Origin of the sequence: Limnohabitans sp. WS1, from assembly GCF_003063265.1 — a bacterium.
In the GTDB taxonomy this organism is placed as follows: Bacteria; Pseudomonadota; Gammaproteobacteria; order Burkholderiales; family Burkholderiaceae_C; genus Limnohabitans_A.
In genome coordinates this window covers 64,010-82,973 of record NZ_NERU01000020.1, presented here as the reverse complement: position 1 = coordinate 82,973, position 18,964 = coordinate 64,010, and the positions used below count along the sequence as shown (strand labels likewise).

Genomic DNA, 18,964 nt, shown 5'->3' with positions numbered 1-18,964 from the left:
ATGACGCAGGCCCGAATGCAAGCGAGCCAATCCCGATGAGGAAACCACTGACTGGAGAGCCGTGTGCGGGAAAACTGCACGCACGGTTCGGAGGGAGGGGAGGCCTTGGCCTTTCCTACCCCTATCATGGGGAATGTCAGCCTTTTGTAGGAGCCCCGCCCTCGGGGCGATGGGGGTGGTGGTCTGCGAGGCTTATCGCGACGAGGGCGTCGCTCCTACATGGGGAATGTCAGCCTTTTGTAGGAGCCCCGCCCTCGGGGCGATGGGGGTGGTGGTCTGCGAGGCTTATCGCGACGAGGGCGTCGCTCCTACAAGGGGAATGTCAGCCTTTTGTGGGAGCCCCGCCCCCGGGGCGATGGGGGGTGGTCTGCAAGGCTTTTCGCGACGGGGGCGTCGCTCACACAAAAAAGCGAGATGCCAACATCTTTGGGCCTTATTAACAGGCTTGGGTGTCATCCCTGAGCCAGACCAGCTGTCCCCGGCCGCTTTCGCTCAGCCGGTGCATCAGTGCTGCTGCGTCAGAGGCGGGCAGGGCAAAGCGCAAAGTGACCACGCTGCCATGCGTGACCTCTTGCAACTGGGCTTGGGCCAGTTCGACCTCGCGGCGCACCAGGCCTTCCAGTGCATAGGGCACGCTGCAGGCGAGTTCGGTTTTTTGAATCAAGGGAATTTTTTCGGCCGTCAGCAGCGCCTGCGCCACCGCATCGGTGTACGCCCGCACCAGACCACCCGCGCCCAGCTTGACGCCACCAAAGTAACGCACCACCGAGGCCATCACGCCTTGCAGGTCCTGGTGCCGCAGCACGTCCAGCATCGGGCGTCCAGCCGTGCCGCCGGGCTCGCCATCGTCGTTGGCCGCCGATTGGCCCCCAGCCAGCAGTGCCCAGCACACATGGGCCGCGTCCGGGTGCTCGGCTTTGAGCTGGGCCACTCGGGCTTGGGCTTCTTCGCGGCCAGCCACGGGTTCGACGCAGGCGATGAAGCGGCTTTTTTTGATGACCAGTTCGTGGTGTGCAGTTTGAGCGAGAGAGAAGGCCATGGACAGGTCAAGTGTGCAAAAAAATGCCTGAAGTGTTCAGCGCAAGGAAAAATTCACACGGTGGTAGCCCGTGTCATTGCCGCCCTTGGCCGAGGTGTTGACTTGGATGGGCAAGAGAAAAATCCGGCTCAAAGGGACCTGGCCTTGTTGTACCAGCCAGCCTTGCACCACCTGCGCTCGGCGTGTGGCCAGGGTGCGCAATTCATCATCGCCCACCGCCAGGTTGGCCAACATCAGCTTTTCCATGTCCTCTACCGACAGCACTTGGGTCTGGCCCAGCACGTTGCGGGGTTTGGGGAACTTGGCTTGTTGGTAGGCGCGGGCCAGGTAGGTCGGGTACTCGCTGCCGTCCAGTCGCATGTCGGCCAAGGGCATGTTCTCGCGCTGTGATGGGCTCATGTCTTTGCGTTTTTCGCTGAGCACAGCCCGCTCCAGCAGGGCCCGTTTGAGGCCTTCCGGGTCCATGGCGCTGTCGCTGCCAGCGGTGATTTCCAGGTTCAACCCTTCGCGTTCACGCATGGCCTTGGACAGGGTTTGCAGCTTTTGCACAGCGGCCTCGTCCAAGCTGGCGCGGCCGGGTGCAAAGTTCAGCTGCGACAACTCTTGGCTGTCGCCAAACAGCGAGCCCAGCAACGCAAAGGGTGAGGTGACGGCCTTGACAAACAGGTTGCCGATAACCTTGAAGATCAAACCTCCGACGGAAAATTGGGGGTCGTCCAGCGAGCCAGCAATGGGCAACTGGATGTCGATTTGCCCCCGGTTATTTTTGAGCAAGGCGATGGCCAGTTGCACGGGCAACTGGGTGGCATCCGGGCTTTCTACCTTGTCGCCAAAGGTCAGTTGGTCAATCACGAGCCGGTTTTGTGCGGTGAGCTGACGGTCCTGCAGCTTATAAGTGGCGTCCATGGACAGCTTGCCTTTGCTGATGTTGTAGCCCGCGAATTTGCCCGAATAAGGCGAGAAATCGACCAAATCGATGTCGGAAATTTTGCCTTGAAGGTCCAAGAACTTTTTCTCTGTCAGCGGATTGAAGCGGGCCGCAATTTGCACCGGCGCGTTGCTGGCATAGTGGCCACGCAGGTCCAGATCGGCCAGGGTGTCGGGGGTCGTGGACAAGCCCTTGACGCTGCCGCTCAGCTGGGTGACGGTGGCCGAGTAGTTGGGTTTGACGAAGCGGTCAGAAAAATCCACGCGCCCGTTTTGCAGGGTGACTTTGGCGATTTGAATGGGCATGGCCACAGCGGGGGGTGATGCGGCAGGCCGGCTGGTGCCAGTGTCGGGGCTGGCCGGATTGCGCAGAATGCCTGCCAGGTTGAGCTGTCCTTGCGGGTTGAGGATCAGCCGCGAGTAAAAGTCGGACAGAGCGATTTCGCCGATGTTCAGCCGAGCGGGTTCCAGCTGAAAGTCCACACCGCCAAAGTACAGCGATTTCCACCTCAAAAAATCCGTGCTGTTGGCCTGGTCCACAGCGCGAAACTGGCCCAGTGTCAGCCCGCCCTTGTAGCTGACCCAGAGCTTGTCGGCGGGCTGGCGAACCTCCAAGGTGCCCTTGTTGGAGAACAGGCCCTGCGCGATGGATGTGTTCAGGTAGGGCGCCACGTAGCCTTGCATTGGCACCACCGGCAAAGCCTGGGTTTCCAGCGCCAGACGCACCGTCAGTGGCTGCAGCTGCACCGATCCGCTGGCCTTGATTTGGCCGGTCTGGTTGAGCGTGGCGTTCAGTGCAAAGGCCTTTTCGCGCCCGGGGTGGATGTCCAGTTTCGTGCCCGACAAGCTCGCTTGTGTCAGCTCTTGTACCGCCGCAGGCGACAAAGTGTGGTCTTCAAAGCGCAGCCCAACTTCATCCAGGTTCAGTTGACCCACCAGGCCCGACCAGACAGGACTGCCCAACTTGTTGGATGGTGCCGCCCCCGCAGTCGACTTGCTTGAGCCAAGCTCTGGCAGCCATGTCACGGTGCCATCGGCAGCCCGGGCCATGCGGGCCACGATGCCCGAGCCTTGCAGGGCCTCGGCATCGATGCGATGGGCCTGCAGGTCGGCCTGCACTTGCCGCGCCGACAGATTTTGCACACGCAAAGGTGCATCGGGTGTGTCTTGTCCCAGGCGCAAACCCCGCACCTCCAATTGCGCCAGCTGCCACAGCTGTTGCAAGGGGTTGGATGTATCAAGTTGCACATCGAGTGCCTCCAGCCCCAGCCAAGGCTTGCCCGCGGCGTCTGTCATGGCCAGCCCCTGCCATTGCGCCGTACCACTCACGCTCAGCGAAGGTGCGCCATCGGCCAATTGGGCAAAGTTCACGCTCAAGCGGGTGGCCAGTTGGCCCGATTTCAGGCGCAAGGGCAGGCTGCTGGGCCAATAAGCTTGAAGTTGGGACAGGTCGAACTTGTCGAGCTCGATCTTCAGCGAGCTGCTGTGCGACTTGGCAAAGGGCAGGCTGCGCCCCTGCAGCGCCAAGGGCGAGCCATCCACCACCGCCGACAAGGCCGGCAACACAAACACATCGGCCTTGTAAGGCAGGCTGGAGATAAAAGGCAAACTGAACGTCACCGCCTCGGCCGTGTGCCGAACCCCCTTGGGGCGGTCGTCGAACACCAACTGGCCGTCCGTGATCTGGATGTTGTTCAAAGAAAAGCGGGGCAGGGGGCCTGACTCGGTTGCTGCCCCGCTGGCCCAGCGGTCCAGCCAGTCCGAGATGTCGTAGCGCCCATCGGCCAAGCGCGTGATGGCCACACGCGGGGCGCGCAAGTGAATTTGATCGACCACGATCCCCGCTTGCGCCACAGAAGCGCTCGACAGGTCGATGTGCAATTGCGCAAAGCCCAATTGCTCCGCGCCAGCCTGGTCTTTGATGGACAGCCCCAGCACATCCACCGACAAATCCAGAGGGTTGATCGCGACACGTTCGATGACCACATCGCGCCCCAAGGCCTTGCCCAGCTGCGTGGCCAACACCGAGCGGGCCAGCGGCGGCACCACAAAATAGCCCAAGGCCAAGAGCAAGACCCAGCCTGCCAGCAAACAGGCCAAGATTTTGGGCACACGCCCTGTGTGGAGCCGCCGCGTGAGGCCCAGCCACCATTCCCTGTGAGTCGTCATTTTTTGTTTCTGGATGAACAAGTTTGGGATTGTCCCACTCCAAGTGCTTTACCACGCACTGGGTTGGAGGCCTTGTTTTATTGATTCGGCCCGATGATGTTTGTATGAATGCTTTTTTGTGGGAGCGGCGCCCTCGCCGCGAAGGAGCCTCGCAGACCACCACCCATCGCCCCGGGGGCGGGGCTCCCACAAAAGGCGGTCACTTCTTGAGAGCAGGGATTCCACAAAGGTGGCATCGCTGACTGTTAAGTCCCAGACAGGCATTTCACTTCCATCTCCACAGAGTCGGATCAATAAGGTCAAGCAGCTACGGGCTTTACGGTAGGGCCAAATGGTCGGCAATACCCACCAGCCCCGTGAGCCCACCCCCAAACCCCTACACTAGCGGGTTATCCCGAGTGCCCAGCCCATGAACGCTTTTGTCGACGTCTCTTTCTTCCCGCGTGACGCCAAACCGCTGACCAGTTACCGCAAATACTGGGCGCAGCGCTTTGGCACGGCCCCGTTTTTGCCGATGAGCCGCGAGGAAATGACCCAACTGGGCTGGGACAGCTGCGACATCGTGCTGGTCACGGGCGACGCTTATGTAGACCACCCCAGCTTTGGCATGGCCGTGATCGGCCGCATGCTGGAAAACCAGGGTTTTAGGGTCGGCATCATCGCCCAGCCCGACTGGACCAGCGCCGAAGCCTTCAAGGCTCTGGGCCAACCCAACCTGTTTTGGGGCGTGACCAGCGGCAACATGGACTCTATGATCAACCGCTACACGGCGGACCGCAAAATCCGCACCGATGACGCCTACACCCCGGGCGACGTGGGCGGCAAGCGGCCCGACCGCGCGGCCATCGTCTACAGCCAGCGCTGCCGCGAAGCCTTCCCCGAAGTGCCCATCGTACTCGGCGGCATCGAAGGCAGCTTGCGCCGCATCGCGCATTACGACTACTGGTCTGACAAAGTGCGCCGCTCGGTGGTGGTGGACAGCAAGTGCGACTTGCTCTTGTATGGCAACGCCGAGCGGGCGATTGTCGAAATCGCCCACCGCCTGGCCGCCCGGGAGCCGGTGCAGCAGATCACCGACGTGCGCGGCACCGCTTTTGTGCGCCGCGAGACGCCAGAAGGCTGGTTCGAGATTGACTCCACCAGTGTGGACACGCCCGGCCACGTTGAGGCCCACATCAACCCGTATTTGATGATTTCGGATCAGGCGCGGGAGCAGGGCGCGACCTGTGCGCGTGAGGAAGAAGCCAAAGAAGTGGCCGAGGGCCACAACGCCAAAAACGTCGAAGCCGACTTGTCCGCCGCCGTGGCCCAGGCCCGCACCGTGCAAGCCGCTATTGAGCCCATCATCCAGCCGCTCACCTTTGTGCCCAACCCTGCGCTGCGTGGTAAAGGCACCCACAAAGTCCCGCCCCGCGACAAGAGTGTGATCCGCCTGCCCAGCTACGAGCAGGTCAAGCAAGACGCCGTGCTCTATGCCCACGCCAACCGCGTGCTGCACCTGGAAACCAACCCCGGCAACGCCCGCTGCCTGGTGCAAGCGCACGGTGAAGGCCACACCGCCCGCGACGTGTGGATCACACCGCCGCCCATCCCGCTCACCACCGCCGAGATGGACCATGTGTTTGACCTGCCGTATGCCCGCAGCCCGCACCCGCGCTACGCCGACGAAAACGGCAGCCATGACCACGCGACCAAAATCCCCGCGTGGGAAATGATCCGCTTTTCCGTGAACATCATGCGCGGCTGCTTTGGCGGCTGCACCTTTTGCTCCATCACCGAGCACGAAGGGCGCATCATCCAAAGCCGCTCCGAAGAATCGGTCATCCGCGAGGTGGAAGACATCCGCGACAAGGTCAAAGGCTTCACCGGCGTCATCTCTGACCTTGGCGGCCCCACGGCCAACATGTACCGCCTGGGCTGCCGCAGCCCCGAGATCGAATCGGCCTGCCGCAAACCCAGCTGCGTGTTCCCCGGCATCTGCCAGAACCTGACCACCGACCACGGCCCGCTGATCAACATGTACCGCCGGGCACGCAACCTCAAGGGCATCAAGAAGATCCTGATCGGCTCTGGCCTGCGCTATGACCTGGCCGTGCAGTCGCCCGAATATGTGAAAGAACTGGTGCAGCACCATGTGGGCGGCTACCTCAAGATTGCACCCGAGCACACCGAGGGCGGCCCGCTGTCCAAGATGATGAAGCCGGGCATCGGCACCTACGACCGCTTCAAGTCGATGTTCGACAAGTACAGCGAAGAGGTCGGCAAAAAGCAGTTCCTCATCCCGTACTTCATCGCCGCCCACCCGGGCACCAGCGACGAAGACATGATGAACCTGGCCATCTGGCTCAAAAAGAACGGTTTCCGGGCCGACCAGGTGCAAACCTTCTACCCCAGCCCCATGGCCACGGCCACGGCCATGTACCACTCCACCCGCAACCCGCTGCGCAAAATCACCCGCGACAGCGAAAAAGTGGACGTGGTCAAAGGCGACAAACGCCGCCGCCTGCACAAAGCGTTTTTGCGCTACCACGACTCGAACAACTGGCCGCTGTTGCGCGAAGCGCTCAAGGCCATGGGCCGGGCCGATTTGATCGGCAATGGCAAACACCATTTGATCCCCAACTGGCAGCCGTTGGCCGAAGACGGTTACAAAAGCGCCCGCCGCAAAAACAGCACGGGTGCAGGGGCGAAGTCGTCGGTGTCTTTGTCGACAGCGCCCAAGCGCATGGGGCAGCCTAAGAAGGGGCAGTTGCTGACTCAGCACACGGGGTTGCCGCCACGCAAAAAAGGCTGACTTTCAACTTCCGTTGATTGGGCACTGATTATTCTGGGGTCTCAGGCGGTTATTGATTTGCCTATTTTTTAGGCGCTCCTCGCCAGCACAGTCCCCATGCGCCTTGGCGCAGTTGTCCTAGGGCTTATCCACAGGCTTGAACACGGTGGGTGTGGATGCTTTTTTCACGGTCTCCGCCATGGTTTTTTGAGCGATGCATGGCCGTTTTGGCTGTTTATGGCGCCAAATGCGCCAAAAGAAGAGCCTCATGTCCGCATCGTCATCTTCGTCCTCATCCGACAAGTTGTCTTCTGGTTGGGTCAATCAGGCCCGTGACGCTGCCTCAAGCATGCGCCGTTCGGTGGCCGGGCAGATCGGGTATTGGGCGTCTTTGGGCCGCATTGCCGAGGCATCGGGCTTGACGGTCTCTGAGACGCACGAGGCCATCGCGTTCTACGATGTCCGCCAGGCCGCCCCTACGGATGCCGACCCGCTGGACGCTCTGGAAGCAGACTTTTTGGCCGCCAAAAGCGCGGGCCGTCTGTGGCATGCTGTGCGCCAGACCGTGCAGAGCAACCGCCGTCAGGCGGTGAAGGCGGCCTGAGGTGCGCTCAAGTGCAACCCCTTCCATGGCTGCGAATTGCCGCGCATGGCGTCAGGAGCCTTTGATGAGCGAGTTTTTGATTGACCAGACTGAGGGGGGCAAAACCCAAATCTCGGTGGTGCTGGACAACGAAACAGCTATGCAGTGTTTTGCCCTGGGGATTTTTCCAGGCTGACATCAGGTTCGCCATGCAAAGGGGATCGCCATGGGCAACGCAGACAGGCTTTGCAAGGAAGTACATTGAAATGTCTTGTAGCGTAGTGCGCTACAAAATACAATGGGCTTGAATGATCAAAAGCTTTCGACACAAGGGTCTGCAGCGCTTTTTTGAAACCGGTAGTAAGGCGGGTATTCAGGCTGCGCATGCTGCGCGGCTTCGACTGCAGCTGGCGGCTCTTGACCAAGCGTTGAAGCCCGAAGACCTGTCAGCACCAGCATGGGGACTGCATCCCCTCAAAGGCGACTTGAAAGGTCATTGGGCCATTACCGTCAATGGCAACTGGCGCATGGTGTTCGCGTTTGATGGAACAGACGCCGTGCTTGTGGATTACAAAGACTATCACTGAGGCAAACATGACTCGCATGCACAACCCCCCGCATCCAGGGGAAGTCCTTCGGGAGTATTTGGGTGACATCACGATCACAGAAGCGGCGGTCAAGCTGGGCGTCAACCGTGTCACGCTTTCGCGTGTGGTGTCGGGCGCATCCGGTATTTCTGCGGACATGGCCTACCGCCTCGCCCAGGCATTTGGCACCAGCGCAGAAATGTGGGCGGGCATGCAGATGCAGTACGAGCTTTATCAAGCCAGCAAGATCAAGCGGCCCAAGATTGAACGACTGGCCGCGTGAGCAGATAAAACAGGAATTATCGTTTTGGCTTATGCCATCCTGATAGCCTAGGCGGCTTCGATCACGCGCATTTCAATGTGCAGTCCAGCAGCGGTGGCCATGTTCACCAACGCATCGAGGCCGAACAAGTTGATCTTGCCGCGCATCAGATCTGAGACGCGTGGCTGAGTCACGCCGAACAGCTTGGCGGCCTGTGCTTGGCTCATTTCTGTGCGGGTCAGGTGGTTCTTCAGCGCCGTCATCAGAATGGAGCGCAGCTTCATGTTTTCCGCTTCTTCCGGGGTGTCCTCGATGGCATCCCAGACGCTGGCAAATCGTTGCTTGGTCATTGCCTAGCTCCTTTAATAAGTCTCGATAACGCTTGGCAGCCAAGTCCAGATCGGCCTTGCTGGTCTTCGCAGTCTTCTTTTGGACGCATTGAATCACATAGACGGCGTTGGCGAGTTGGTTTTGTCATGACGGTCTTGGGCCGGGACCCAGTGTCTGTTGCAGGTGTTTGCAAAGGGCAGCGGTTCGCACTGGATCCCGGGTCTTCGTCCGGAATGACAAAAGTTTGGACGTGATGGTTGATTCAACTTCATCGGGTCAGATCAATGTCTTGGCAGTCCATGGCCAATCTGCCTATTTTTTGAGCGCATGACGCCAGCCCAGTCCCCATGCGCCTTGGCGCAGTTGTCCTAGGGCTTATCCACAGGCTTGAACACGGTGGGTGTGGATGCTTTTTTCACGGTTTGCGCCATGGTTTTTTGAGCGTTGCATGGCCGTTTTGGCTTTTTATGGCACCAAATGCGCCAAATGGAGAGCCTCATGTCCGTATCGTCGTCTTCGTCCTCATCCGACAAGTTGTCTTCAGGTTGGGTCAGTCAGGCCCGTGACGCGGCCTCAAGCATGCGCCTTTCAGTGGCCGGGCAGATCGGGTATTGGGCGACTTTGGGCCGTCTGGCCCAAGCTTGGGCCAAAAAGGTTCAGCCAGCCAAGCCGCCCACGCCGTGGGTCGCGCAGTTCTGGCTTGGTGTGAGGTCAGCGCGAGGGTGGCGCGGGCGCTGTTGTGGCCTCAGAGGGCGTCATGTGCATCCGGCGGCTGCTTTGGCACAGCGGCCAATGCAGCCTTGAACTTGTCCACGCTGGCCCGTTCGGCGCGTTCTTTGAGGTAGGTTTCTGTGGCCAAAGCCGAGACTTTTTCTGCCACGGCGCTGGCGATGAACTGGTTCATGGACACATGGTCCTGGCTGGCCATGGTTTTGGCCATGCTGTGCAGCGAGTCGGGCAGGCGAATGCTGATGGTGCTCATGATGATTTCTCCAGAATTTCTAGCAGTTGTCGGGGGCTCATGACTTGAACATGGAGGCTCGCAGCTTTTTTGAAGTCAGCCACGTTCCAAGTCACGATGCTGGCTTGGGCCTTGACGGCCAGCTCCAAGATAAAGTCGTTGTTGGGGTTTTTGAGCAAGGGTCGCCAGAGGTAAAAAATCCGGTGGTGTTCACTTTGGGCGCATAAGTAGTCGATGACATCGTCAATTTGGGCGTGGCTCAATGCCAGTTGCCCGCGCTTGAGGACGTCTTCGTATTCGGCAATCAGTGGCGCTGACACCTGCGGCAAAAATCGCGCTTGCCTCACCATGCTCAACAGCCGATAAGACACCCCCAGCTGTGAACGCAACGCGCTGTAAAGCACATTCGTGTCGATGACGATGCGGGGGTTAAAAGTCATATTGGTATTATCAGAGATACCAAAAATCAGGCCAATCAGGTTCCATCGGGGCTTAGCCACTTGGCGATATGCTGATCTCACATTCCAGTCTGAATACCTGGTCGTCGTCATTCGTCACTCGATTTTGCATGGGCTCAAGGACGAGGCGGTGTACCTGCGGCGCTACGACATCGCGGTAAGCTGCCTGAAGGAAATCATTGAGGGCCGCGACGAGGACTATGCGACGATCATCCGATCCTTGGTGATGAACCTGAAAGTCAGCGCCAAGCTGCGCAAGACCTACCCTGGGGTTTTCAGCGACGAAGTTTTGGTCAAGCGCGTCGAGCGCGCGGTCTTCAAGGCCTTTGAGTTGCTGCACGACGATGACGATGATGACGATGATGACGATGAGGTCGTTCCCCGCCTTGATGTGGTGGCCCGATGAGTTCAGGAGGGGCATCGCGGCAGTCCCGCTCACTGGCCGCATTCAATCTTCATTCTTGCCTGTTTTTTAAGCGCACGCCGCCAGCCCAATAGGCATGCGCCTTTGGGCACTTGTTCCGGGGTTTATCCACAGCCTTGGGCACGGGTGGTGTGGATGGATGCAGGTGTTTTTCCCGTGTCGATGAGGATTTGTTCACGCCAAATGGCCAGATGCGTCCGTTTTGGCGCAAAATGCGCCATAAAGGAGCGTCTCATGTCTGCATCACCTTCTTCGTTTGCATCCGTCAAATTGCCTTCCGGTTTGGTCAGCCAAGCCCGCGAAGCGGCCACGCCCATGCGCCGCTCGGTGGCGGGGCAAATCGAGTACTGGGCCACGCTGGGGCGCATTGCCGAAGCTTCGGGTTTGACCATCTCTGAGGCCCGAGAAGCCATCGCACTCTACGATGTGCGTCAAACCACCACGGTGTCTGCGGCCGACCCACTGGACGCCATTGAGGCGGATTTTGTGGCCGCCGAAAGCACCGGCCGCCTGGCCCAGGCCGTGCGCCAGACGGTGCAGAGCAACCGCCGTCAGGTGGTCAAGGCCGCCTGAGCAACTGCCTCGTTTGAAACCCGTTTTTTATTTGCTGGCCGGCCCCAACGGGGCGGGCAAATCCACGCTGTACCGCTCTGCCGTCTCATCGGGCTTGCTTCCGGCCGGGGCGGAGTTTGTGAATGCGGACCTGCACGAAGCCGCTGCCTTGCAGCACATCACCGATCCACAAGCCCGTTCGGCCCAGGCGCGGACTTGGGCCGATGCCCGTCGTGCGGCTTCTTTGGCGCAAGGGCTGTCGTTTGTGAGCGAGACGGTGTTTTCTCACCCGTCCAAGCTGACTTTGATGCAAGAGGCCCGAGCCGCAGGCTTTGCGGTGGTGTTGCTGGTGGTGTGTGTCAACGATCCGCGTCAGCTGTTGGGCCGGGTGGCGCAACGGGTGGCCGAAGGCGGGCACGATGTGCCGCCAGAGCGCATCCTGGCACGCTATCCACGCACCTTGCAGCATTTGCAGCAGGCCATGCCTTTGGCCGATTTGGCTTTGCTGTACGACACATCCGGTGTGGGCCGCAACGGGATTTCCGGCCCCAAACTGGTGGCGCGCTGGCGTCACGGTGTGTGGCATTGGCAGGTGCCCCGGCCTCCGGCGTGGGCCAAAAAGGTGCAGCCATCTGCGCCACACGCACCGCGATCCTTGTAGTCTGTGATGCTTGCCTGGGGGCCTGGCCTGGGCACAACGGTGACAAGTTGTAGATTCGGCCGCATGAAGTTTGAATTGCAGAGTTCGTCATTCCTGACTTGTCCCGGAATCCATGTTCAATTAGCCATGGACCATCGGGTCAAGCCCGAGGATGCCAAACATACAAGGATGAAAAGCGCTCGAGGATGAGCCACACAGGCGATCGGAAAACGTCAAAAACCAACAAATATTCGATCAAAAACGCCAAATCAAGCAGACTGCAGCGCCCCCAACAACTCTGTCTCGATTTCGATTTGTGCTTTGTTTTGTTGCAACTCAGCTCCGCTGATGAGGAAGGTGTCTTCCACGCGTTCGCCCAGGGTGCTGATTTTGGCGAGTCGCAAATGCAGGCCATGTTTGGCCAGAACGCGCGCGATGTTGTAAAGCAGGCCGATGCGGTCACTGGCCGAGATGCTGAGCAGCCAGCTTTGGGCCTTGTCGTCGGGGTTCAGGCTCACGCGCGGGGTGACCGGGAAGCTTTTCACGCGGCGTGACACCCGTCCGCGGGTGGGGGCGGGCAAGGGGCCTTGTTTTTCCAGGGTTTGTGTCAGGCCGGACTCGACCATGCTCAGCAGTTCACGGTAGTGCTCGGGCAGCATGGGCGTGACGATCTGGAAGGTGTCCAGCGCCCAGCCAGTGCGGGTGGTGTGGATCTTGGCGTCCAAAATGCTGAAGCCTGACTGGTCAAAATGACCACAAATGCGGGCAAACAAGTCGGGTTGATCGGGCGAGAAAACCAGCACTTGCAGGCCTTCGCCCACTGGCGATATGCGGGCACGCACAATGGGTTTGCCCGGGCCATCGGCGGGTTTGGCCACATGGCGCGAGAGCTGGCGGGCGTGCCAGGCGATGTCCGACGCGTCGTGGCGCATGAAGTAGCCCACATCCAGCGTGTCCCACAGGGCTTTTTGGCCTTCGTGCGGTTCGCTGTGGCGGGCCAGCTCGATCAGGGCGTCGCGCTTGCGGGCCTCGACTTCGGCGTTGGCGTCCGGTGCGCGGCCGCCCAGCACACGCAGGGTGGATTTGTACAGGTCTTCCAGCAGCTTGCCTTTCCAGGCGTTCCACACCTTGGGGCTGGTGCCGCGAATGTCGGCCACGGTGAGCAAATACAGCGCAGTCAGGCGACGCTCGTTGCCCACGCGCTGGGCAAACCGGGCAATGACTTCGGGGTCGCTCAGGTCTTCTTTTTGGGCCACATGGCTCATGGTCAGGTGCTCGCCCACCAAAAACTCGACCAACTGGGCGTCGGCTTTGTCGACCCCGTGCTGGCGGCAGAAAGTGCGCACCTCGGCAATGCCCAGCTTGGAGTGGTCGCCGCCCCGGCCTTTGGCAATGTCGTGAAACAATGCGGCGGTGTACAAAATCCAGGGCTTGTCCCATCCCCCGGCCAGTTGCGAGCAAAACGGGTATTCGTGGGCGTGCTCGGCCATGAAAAAGCGCCGCACATTGCGCAGCACCATCAGGATGTGCTGGTCCACCGTGTAGGCATGAAAAAGGTCGTGCTGCATCTGTCCCACGATGCGCCGAAACACCCACAAATAGCGCCCCAGCACCGAGGTCTCGTTCATCAAGCGCATGGCGTGCGTGATGCCCAGAGGCTCCTGCAGAATTTGCAAAAAGGTCTGGCGGTTGACCGGGTCGGCCCGAAAGCGCCCGTTCATGATGGAACGCACGTTGTACAGCGCCCTGAGCGTGCGGGCCGACAAGCCCTTAACACCCGGCGTGGCTTGGTAGAGCAAAAAGGTCTCGAGGATGGCGTGCGGGTGCTTTTGGTACAGGTCGTCGCTGGCCACTTCAATCAGCCCGGCTTTTTCAAAAAACCGTTCGTTCAGTGGCCGGAAATCGGTGACCGATTCACCCCGGTCGGCTTGCAGCCTGTCTTCGATGTTGAGCAGCAAAATCTGGTTGAGCTGGGTCACCGCCTTGGCGGCCCAATAGTATTGGCGCATCAGCTTTTCGCTGGCACGCAGGGCCAAGCGGCCCTCGGGCGTCACGTCTGACGCATAGCCAAACGACTCGGCCACATTGGTCTGCAGGTCAAACACCAGCCGGTCTTCACGGCGTTTTGCTTGCAGGTGCAAGCGGGCGCGGATCAGGCCCAGCAGGGCTTCGTTGCGCTTGATTTGCCGCGCCTCCAGGGGCGTGGCCAGCCCTTTGCGGGCCAGTTCGTCCCAGCTGTGGCCCAAGCCCGCAGCGCGGGCCACCCACAAAATTACCTGCAAGTCGCGCAGCCCGCCGGGCGATTCCTTGCAGTTGGGCTCCAGGGCGTAAGGCGTGTCTTCGTATTTGGTGTGGCGCTGGCGCATTTCCAGGGTTTTGGCCACCCAAAAAGCCTGCGGGTCCATGGCCGCCTGGAACTGCTTTTGAAACTCGGTGAACAAGCGGGTGTTGCCGGTCACGCGGCGCGACTCCAGCAGCGAGGTTTGCACCGTGATGTCTTTGGCCGACTCGGCCAGGCACTCGCTCAGGGTGCGCACACTTGAGCCGATTTCCAGGCCCGTGTCCCAGCAGCTGCCAATGAAGCGCTCCAGCTGCGCTTGCAACTCGGGCGAAGACTCGGGCGACTGGCCATCGGGCAAGAGCACCAAAACATCCACATCCGAAGAGGGAAACAGCTCGGCCCGCCCAAAGCCCCCCACGGCCACCAAGCACACATCTGGCGCAAATCCCGCGTTTTGCCACAACTGAATCAGCAGGCCATCGGCCAGGATGGACAGTTGACGAAGGGTTTGCTTGAGCCCTCGCGCCACGGCCCCGCTGTGCGCCAAGCCATGCAAAACGGCAGCTTTGTCGTGCTTGTAGGTCTCGCGCAGCTGGGCCAGGACGGCCAAGGGCGAGAGCCCCTCAGGGCTTGCTGGGTCTGTGGAGGAGGCCTGAACGCTCATCTCAGGCGGTGGCTTGGTCGATGATGACGGGCTGGATGAATGCCGGGACGGCGGGGCTGCCTGCAGACAAGGTCAAGACCTCGTAGCCGGTTTCGGTCACCACCACCGTGTGCTCCCATTGGGCCGACAGCGAATGGTCTTTGGTCACGATGGTCCAGCCGTCGCCCATTTCCTTGATGTCGCGCTTGCCCGCGTTGATCATGGGCTCGATGGTGAAGACCATGCCGGGCACCAACTCGACCAGGGTGCCGGGCTTGCCGTAGTGCAGCACTTGCGGCTCTTCATGAAAGCCCCGGCCAATGCCGTGACCACAAAACTCACGCACCACAGAAAAGCCGTGGCCTTCGGCAAACTTTTGAATGGCATGGCCAATGTCGCCCAAATGGGCACCGGGCTTGACTTGCTCAATGCCTTTCCACATGGCTTCGTAGGTCACGCTGGCCAGGCGTTTGGCCGCAATCGAGGCCTCGCCCACATGGAACATCCGGCTGGTGTCACCGTGCCAACCGTCCTTGATGGTGGTGATGTCGATGTTGACCGAGTCGCCTTTTTTGAGCGGCTTGTCATTGGGAATGCCGTGGCAGACCTGGTGGTTGATCGAGGTGCAGATCGACTTGGGATAGGGCTTGTAACCCCCCGGCGCGTAGTTCAGCGGGGCGGGAATGCAACCTTGCACATCGACCATGTAGTCGTGGCAGAGCTTGTCAATCTCGTTGGTGGTGATGCCCGGCTTGATGAACGGTGCGATGTAGTCGAGGACTTCGGAGGCCAGGCGGCAAGCCACGCGCATGCCTTCGATGTCTTGGGCGGTTTTGAGGGTGATCGTCATAGGGCTCGATTATCCCATTGAGGCCTTTGTGTGCGTGTCGCAAGCGTCAATCATCCCTGCGGGGGGTCTTTACAAATGTGGCCCTTGGGTCTGTGCACAGCCCCTTAATTTGTAGGAGCGACGCCCCCGCCCCGAAAAGCCTCGCAAACCACGACCCATCGCCCCGGGGGCGGGGCTCCCACAGCCTCCTGTAGGAGCGACGCCCCCGTCGCGAAAAGCCTCGCAGACCACCACCCATCGCCCCGGGGGCGGGGCTCCCACAAAATGCAGGCAGCCTCCACGACCCATCGCCCCGGGGGCGGGGCTCCCACAAAATGCAGGGCCCACAAAAAATCGGGCACCCACAGAATGCAGGGAACTTACACGAATGGGGCTCGGTCAAACACGGGTCTTCGCCCAACGCGTTCATGCCAAAGAAGCCGTTTCAGCGTTGAACTTCGGGTAAGCACCCATTCTAGGTCGCTTTGAATCTTTGTATTCTGTATACAGACATGAGCCCGCAACCCCTTCAACTGACCACAGCCCCCGATCTGGTGGAGCAAATTTATGCCCGTTTGCTCGACGCCATCAGCGAGGGCACTTTGGCCCCGGGCGAGCGATTGACCCAAGACGATTTGGCTCAGCGCTTTGCCGTATCGCGCCAACCCGTCTTGCAAGCCCTGCGATTGCTCAAAAAAGACGGCTTTGTCGAAGACGCCCCCGGCCGAGGCGTGCAAGTCACGCAACTCGATGTGAACTGGATTGCCCAGGTGTACCAAGTGCGTGGCAGTCTGGATGCCTTGGCTGTGCGATTGGCCGCCGAGCGGGGCGCAAAGATCGACCCAGAGGTCATGCGCCAGGGCAGAGAGGTCCACCAAACGCGTGACGTGCAGGCCATGATTCAGGCCGACCTGGCCTTTCACCGCGCCATTTACCAAGCCTCTGGCAACCCCCTCATCGCCCAAAGCATTGAGCTGCATTGGCACCATCTCAAACGCGTCATGGGCGCGGTGCTGCAGTCATCGCACCAGCGCCAAACCGTGTGGGACGAACACGAAGCCATAGCCCAAGCGATTGCCAGCGGTGACGCCGATGCGGCAGTGCGCCTGGTGCAAGAACACGCCCACGAGGCCAGCGTGCAACTCACGGCCCGACTTTCCGAACAAATTCAACACCTCAAAACAGGAGCACAAGCATGAGACTGACCCCCGAACAACTCGAACAATTTGACCGCGAGGGTTATTTGTTCTTTCCCGGCCTGTTCACGCCCGAAGAAACCAAAAACCTGACCGATGCCGTGCCCGAGTTGTACAGCCGCCGCGAGGCCTACAACGTGCGCGAAAAAGGCAGCGACGCCGTGCGCACCAACTTTGCGGCCCACATGTACAGCGAGCCCTTTGCCAAGTTGGCCCGCCACCCCCGCATGATCGAGCCCGTGCAAGACCTGTTTGGCGAAGAGCTGTACATGCACCAGTTCAAGATCAACGGAAAGATGGCTTTTGAAGGCGATGTGTGGCAGTGGCACCAGGACTACGGCACCTGGCTCAACGACGACATGATGCCCACCGAACGGGCCATGAACGTGGCGATTTTCTTGGACGACGTGAACCCCTTCAACGGCCCGCTGATGTTCATCCCAGGCAGCCACAAAAAAGGCGTGGTCGAGGCCAAACATGACCTGTCCACCACCAGCTACCCCCTGTGGACGGTGGACAACGACCTGATTGCCCAGTTGGTCGAAAGGGCGGGCGGCAAAGAAGGCGGCATCGTCAGCCCCACCGGTCCAGCCGGCTCGATGATCTTGTTCCACAGCTGCTTGGTGCACGCTTCGGCCAGCAACCTCTCGCCTTGGAACCGGGTGAGCGTGTACCTGAGCTTGTGCGCCGTGTCCAACCACATCCGCCGCCACAAGCGCCCCGAATACATCGCCCACCGCGACTTCACCCCCATCAGCTGCTTGCCCGACGACTGCCTGGTCAACAGCTACCCGGTGGACTTGCCCTGGAAGAGCGGCATGCCCGAAAGCGCCCTGAAAACCTCGCTCGATGTGTTGAAAGAAGCCGCATGAACCTGCACGCCAAACTCCTGCAACGCGCCGCTGAAAACCGCCCCATCCGCATCGGCCTGATCGGCGCGGGCAAATTCGGCTCCATGTATTTGGCGCAGATTCCCCGCACACCCGGTGTGCACCTGGTGGGCATTGCCGACCTGTCACCCGACAACGCCCGCACCAATCTGGCCCGCGTGGGCTGGGAGGCCGGGCGCCTCACGGCCAGCAGCTTGGACGATGCCGTCAAAAACGGCACCACCCATGTGGGCGACGACTGGCAAAGCCTGGTGCGCCACCCGGCGGTGGACGTGATCGTCGAGTGCACCGGCTCGCCCCTGCACGCAGTGGACCACATTCTGGAAGCCTTTGCACACCGCAAACATGTGGTCAACGTCACGGTAGAGGCCGACGCCTTTTGTGGCCCCTTGCTCGCCACCCGTGCCCAGACGGCTGGCGTGGTCTATTCGCTGGCCTTTGGCGACCAGCCTGCTTTGATTTGTGATTTGGTCGATTGGGCCCGCACCTGCGGATTTCCGGTCGTGGCCGCAGGCCGGGGCCACAAGTGGCTGCCGCACTTTTGCGAATCCACACCCGAGACGGTGTGGGGCTATTACGGCCTCACGCCCGAGCAGGCCGAGCGCGGCGGGCTCAACCCCAAAATGTTCAACAGCTTTCTGGACGGCTCCAAGCCCTCGATCGAGAGCACGGCGGTGTCCAATGCCACCGGCTTGGGTGTGCCGAGCAATGGCTTGCTCTACCCACCCGCCAGCGTGGAAGACATCCCTTACGTCACTCGCCCGATCTCGGAAGGCGGCGTGCTGGAGCGCAAGGGCATGGTCGAGGTGATCTCCAGTTTGGAAACCGATGGCCGAAAAATCCCCTACGACATCCGCATGGGCGTTTGGGTCACGGTGGAAGCCGAGACCGACTACATCAAAAACTGCTTTGAAGAGTACAACGCCCACACTGACCCTTCGGGCCGTTACTTCACGCTTTACAAGCGCTGGCATTTGATTGGCCTCGAAGTGGGCGTGAGCGTGGCGAGTGTGGCCCTGCGCAACGAACCCACGGGTGTGGCCATCGGCTGGAACGCCGACGTGGTGGCCACGGCCAAGCGCGACTTGAAACCCGGTGACATGCTGGACGGCGAGGGCGGCTACACCGTCTGGGGCAAGCTGCTGCCGGCGGCCACCTCCAAGCGCATGGGCGGCGTGCCGCTGGGCCTGGCCCATGGCGTCAAGGTCATTCGCCCCGTGGCCAAAGGCCAAAGCCTCACTTGGGACGACGTGGCCATGGACACCAGCACCCACGCCTACCAAATCCGGCGCGAGATGGAGGCGACTTCGGTGTTGGGGTGAACGAGGATGTGACCAGACAAGCCGTGCCGCGTGAGCTACACGGCTTTTTTGGGGCAGTTCGTTTCAGCAAGACCTCGGTTTTGAACTTGCATGCCATG

Annotated in this window: 18 protein-coding genes and 1 pseudogene; 10 read left to right on the top strand and 9 right to left on the bottom strand. The window is 60.5% G+C overall.

All coding sequences use genetic code 11. The features are described from left to right. Nucleotides 1-436: 436 nt before the first annotated feature. Together B9Z48_RS18750 and B9Z48_RS18745 are read right to left on the bottom strand one after the other, a co-directional pair. Nucleotides 437-1,039: a YigZ family protein gene (locus tag B9Z48_RS18750; protein WP_089963682.1), complete on the bottom strand. Its 603-nt coding sequence runs from the start codon at nucleotides 1,037-1,039 to the stop codon at nucleotides 437-439. 36 nt (nucleotides 1,040-1,075) lie between these two features. Next, nucleotides 1,076-4,135, bottom strand: coding sequence for a DUF748 domain-containing protein (locus B9Z48_RS18745; protein WP_146186331.1), 3,060 nt, complete (start codon nucleotides 4,133-4,135; stop codon nucleotides 1,076-1,078). Nucleotides 4,136-4,544: 409 nt separating this feature from the next. Between B9Z48_RS18745 and B9Z48_RS18740 the strand changes: the two genes are divergently transcribed. The 4 genes from B9Z48_RS18740 (at nucleotide 4,545) to B9Z48_RS18725 (ending at nucleotide 8,361) form a co-directional block, all read left to right on the top strand. Further along, nucleotides 4,545-6,929 carry a YgiQ family radical SAM protein gene (locus tag B9Z48_RS18740; protein WP_108380266.1) on the top strand — a complete coding sequence of 795 codons (2,385 nt, stop codon included), beginning with the start codon at nucleotides 4,545-4,547 and terminating at the stop codon, nucleotides 6,927-6,929. A gap of 247 nt (nucleotides 6,930-7,176) precedes the next feature. Further along, nucleotides 7,177-7,512 carry a hypothetical protein gene (locus B9Z48_RS18735; RefSeq protein ID WP_089963717.1) on the top strand — a complete coding sequence of 112 codons (336 nt, stop codon included), beginning with the start codon at nucleotides 7,177-7,179 and terminating at the stop codon, nucleotides 7,510-7,512. Nucleotides 7,513-7,799: 287 nt separating this feature from the next. Further along, complete coding sequence (locus B9Z48_RS18730; protein ID WP_089963686.1) at nucleotides 7,800-8,078, top strand: type II toxin-antitoxin system RelE/ParE family toxin; 279 nt, start codon at nucleotides 7,800-7,802, stop codon at nucleotides 8,076-8,078. A 7-nt stretch (nucleotides 8,079-8,085) separates the two neighbouring features. Further along, nucleotides 8,086-8,361: a HigA family addiction module antitoxin gene (locus tag B9Z48_RS18725; RefSeq protein WP_089963688.1), complete on the top strand. Its 276-nt coding sequence runs from the start codon at nucleotides 8,086-8,088 to the stop codon at nucleotides 8,359-8,361. 47 nt (nucleotides 8,362-8,408) lie between these two features. Here the strand turns inward: B9Z48_RS18725 and B9Z48_RS18720 are convergent, their stop codons facing one another. The 4 genes and pseudogenes from B9Z48_RS18720 to B9Z48_RS18705 all read right to left on the bottom strand — a co-directional run bounded on the left by B9Z48_RS18720 (nucleotide 8,409) and on the right by B9Z48_RS18705 (nucleotide 10,071). Continuing rightward, nucleotides 8,409-8,690, bottom strand: coding sequence for a helix-turn-helix domain-containing protein (locus tag B9Z48_RS18720; protein ID WP_089963689.1), 282 nt, complete (start codon nucleotides 8,688-8,690; stop codon nucleotides 8,409-8,411). A gap of 34 nt (nucleotides 8,691-8,724) precedes the next feature. Further along, nucleotides 8,725-8,790: pseudogene (locus B9Z48_RS22135) on the bottom strand (hypothetical protein); the annotation flags it as partial. Between the two features lie 625 nt (nucleotides 8,791-9,415). Beyond that, the gene (locus B9Z48_RS18710) at nucleotides 9,416-9,652 is read right to left on the bottom strand and encodes a DUF6290 family protein (RefSeq protein WP_089963691.1); all 237 of its coding nucleotides are present in this window, start codon (nucleotides 9,650-9,652) and stop codon (nucleotides 9,416-9,418) included. Beyond that, the gene (locus B9Z48_RS18705) at nucleotides 9,649-10,071 is read right to left on the bottom strand and encodes a putative toxin-antitoxin system toxin component, PIN family (protein ID WP_089963695.1); all 423 of its coding nucleotides are present in this window, start codon (nucleotides 10,069-10,071) and stop codon (nucleotides 9,649-9,651) included. The genes B9Z48_RS18710 and B9Z48_RS18705 overlap by 4 nt, the downstream gene beginning before the upstream one ends. Before the next feature lie 148 nt (nucleotides 10,072-10,219). Between B9Z48_RS18705 and B9Z48_RS18700 the strand changes: the two genes are divergently transcribed. Beyond that, complete coding sequence (locus B9Z48_RS18700; RefSeq protein WP_146186330.1) at nucleotides 10,220-10,495, top strand: hypothetical protein; 276 nt, start codon at nucleotides 10,220-10,222, stop codon at nucleotides 10,493-10,495. A gap of 122 nt (nucleotides 10,496-10,617) precedes the next feature. On the opposite strand, the gene B9Z48_RS22040 is transcribed toward B9Z48_RS18700, so the two are convergent. After that, complete coding sequence (locus tag B9Z48_RS22040) at nucleotides 10,618-10,749, bottom strand: hypothetical protein (protein WP_255350453.1); 132 nt, start codon at nucleotides 10,747-10,749, stop codon at nucleotides 10,618-10,620. On the opposite strand from B9Z48_RS22040, the gene B9Z48_RS18695 reads away from it, so the two are divergent. Then, nucleotides 10,748-11,086, top strand: a complete 339-nt coding sequence (locus tag B9Z48_RS18695) for a hypothetical protein (RefSeq protein ID WP_089963699.1) — start codon at nucleotides 10,748-10,750, stop codon at nucleotides 11,084-11,086. The genes B9Z48_RS22040 and B9Z48_RS18695 overlap by 2 nt on opposite strands. A gap of 13 nt (nucleotides 11,087-11,099) precedes the next feature. After that, nucleotides 11,100-11,726: an AAA family ATPase gene (locus tag B9Z48_RS18690; RefSeq protein WP_108380263.1), complete on the top strand. Its 627-nt coding sequence runs from the start codon at nucleotides 11,100-11,102 to the stop codon at nucleotides 11,724-11,726. 248 nt (nucleotides 11,727-11,974) lie between these two features. On the opposite strand, the gene B9Z48_RS18685 is transcribed toward B9Z48_RS18690, so the two are convergent. Beyond that, nucleotides 11,975-14,650 (bottom strand): [protein-PII] uridylyltransferase, encoded by a 2,676-nt coding sequence (locus B9Z48_RS18685; RefSeq protein WP_108380262.1) that lies wholly within the window; start codon nucleotides 14,648-14,650, stop codon nucleotides 11,975-11,977. Nucleotide 14,651: 1 nt separating this feature from the next. Then, nucleotides 14,652-15,479 carry a type I methionyl aminopeptidase gene (gene map, locus B9Z48_RS18680; protein ID WP_089963704.1) on the bottom strand — a complete coding sequence of 276 codons (828 nt, stop codon included), beginning with the start codon at nucleotides 15,477-15,479 and terminating at the stop codon, nucleotides 14,652-14,654. Between the two features lie 491 nt (nucleotides 15,480-15,970). Between map and B9Z48_RS18675 the strand changes: the two genes are divergently transcribed. The 3 genes from B9Z48_RS18675 to B9Z48_RS18665 are packed head-to-tail and all read left to right on the top strand — an operon-like array spanning nucleotide 15,971 to nucleotide 18,866. Continuing rightward, on the top strand, nucleotides 15,971-16,657 hold the full coding sequence (locus tag B9Z48_RS18675) for a GntR family transcriptional regulator (protein WP_089963706.1): 687 nt from the start codon (nucleotides 15,971-15,973) through the stop codon (nucleotides 16,655-16,657). Then, nucleotides 16,654-17,526: a phytanoyl-CoA dioxygenase family protein gene (locus tag B9Z48_RS18670; protein WP_089963709.1), complete on the top strand. Its 873-nt coding sequence runs from the start codon at nucleotides 16,654-16,656 to the stop codon at nucleotides 17,524-17,526. The genes B9Z48_RS18675 and B9Z48_RS18670 overlap by 4 nt, the downstream gene beginning before the upstream one ends. Next, nucleotides 17,523-18,866 (top strand): NAD(P)H-dependent oxidoreductase, encoded by a 1,344-nt coding sequence (locus B9Z48_RS18665; protein WP_089963710.1) that lies wholly within the window; start codon nucleotides 17,523-17,525, stop codon nucleotides 18,864-18,866. Before B9Z48_RS18670 ends, B9Z48_RS18665 begins: the two co-directional genes overlap by 4 nt. Nucleotides 18,867-18,964: the final 98 nt, after the last annotated feature.

Coding starts and splice junctions, on each gene's coding strand:
- B9Z48_RS18750 (WP_089963682.1), bottom strand. CDS start 1,039: ATGGCCTTCTCTCTCGCTCAAACTGCACACCACGAACTGGTCATCAAA.
- B9Z48_RS18745 (WP_146186331.1), bottom strand. CDS start 4,135: ATGACGACTCACAGGGAATGGTGGCTGGGCCTCACGCGGCGGCTCCAC.
- B9Z48_RS18740 (WP_108380266.1), top strand. CDS start 4,545: ATGAACGCTTTTGTCGACGTCTCTTTCTTCCCGCGTGACGCCAAACCG.
- B9Z48_RS18735 (WP_089963717.1), top strand. CDS start 7,177: ATGTCCGCATCGTCATCTTCGTCCTCATCCGACAAGTTGTCTTCTGGT.
- B9Z48_RS18730 (WP_089963686.1), top strand. CDS start 7,800: ATGATCAAAAGCTTTCGACACAAGGGTCTGCAGCGCTTTTTTGAAACC.
- B9Z48_RS18725 (WP_089963688.1), top strand. CDS start 8,086: ATGACTCGCATGCACAACCCCCCGCATCCAGGGGAAGTCCTTCGGGAG.
- B9Z48_RS18720 (WP_089963689.1), bottom strand. CDS start 8,690: ATGACCAAGCAACGATTTGCCAGCGTCTGGGATGCCATCGAGGACACC.
- B9Z48_RS18710 (WP_089963691.1), bottom strand. CDS start 9,652: ATGAGCACCATCAGCATTCGCCTGCCCGACTCGCTGCACAGCATGGCC.
- B9Z48_RS18705 (WP_089963695.1), bottom strand. CDS start 10,071: ATGACTTTTAACCCCCGCATCGTCATCGACACGAATGTGCTTTACAGC.
- B9Z48_RS18695 (WP_089963699.1), top strand. CDS start 10,748: ATGTCTGCATCACCTTCTTCGTTTGCATCCGTCAAATTGCCTTCCGGT.
- B9Z48_RS22040 (WP_255350453.1), bottom strand. CDS start 10,749: ATGAGACGCTCCTTTATGGCGCATTTTGCGCCAAAACGGACGCATCTG.
- B9Z48_RS18685 (WP_108380262.1), bottom strand. CDS start 14,650: ATGAGCGTTCAGGCCTCCTCCACAGACCCAGCAAGCCCTGAGGGGCTC.
- map (WP_089963704.1), bottom strand. CDS start 15,479: ATGACGATCACCCTCAAAACCGCCCAAGACATCGAAGGCATGCGCGTG.
- B9Z48_RS18675 (WP_089963706.1), top strand. CDS start 15,971: ATGAGCCCGCAACCCCTTCAACTGACCACAGCCCCCGATCTGGTGGAG.
- B9Z48_RS18670 (WP_089963709.1), top strand. CDS start 16,654: ATGAGACTGACCCCCGAACAACTCGAACAATTTGACCGCGAGGGTTAT.
- B9Z48_RS18665 (WP_089963710.1), top strand. CDS start 17,523: ATGAACCTGCACGCCAAACTCCTGCAACGCGCCGCTGAAAACCGCCCC.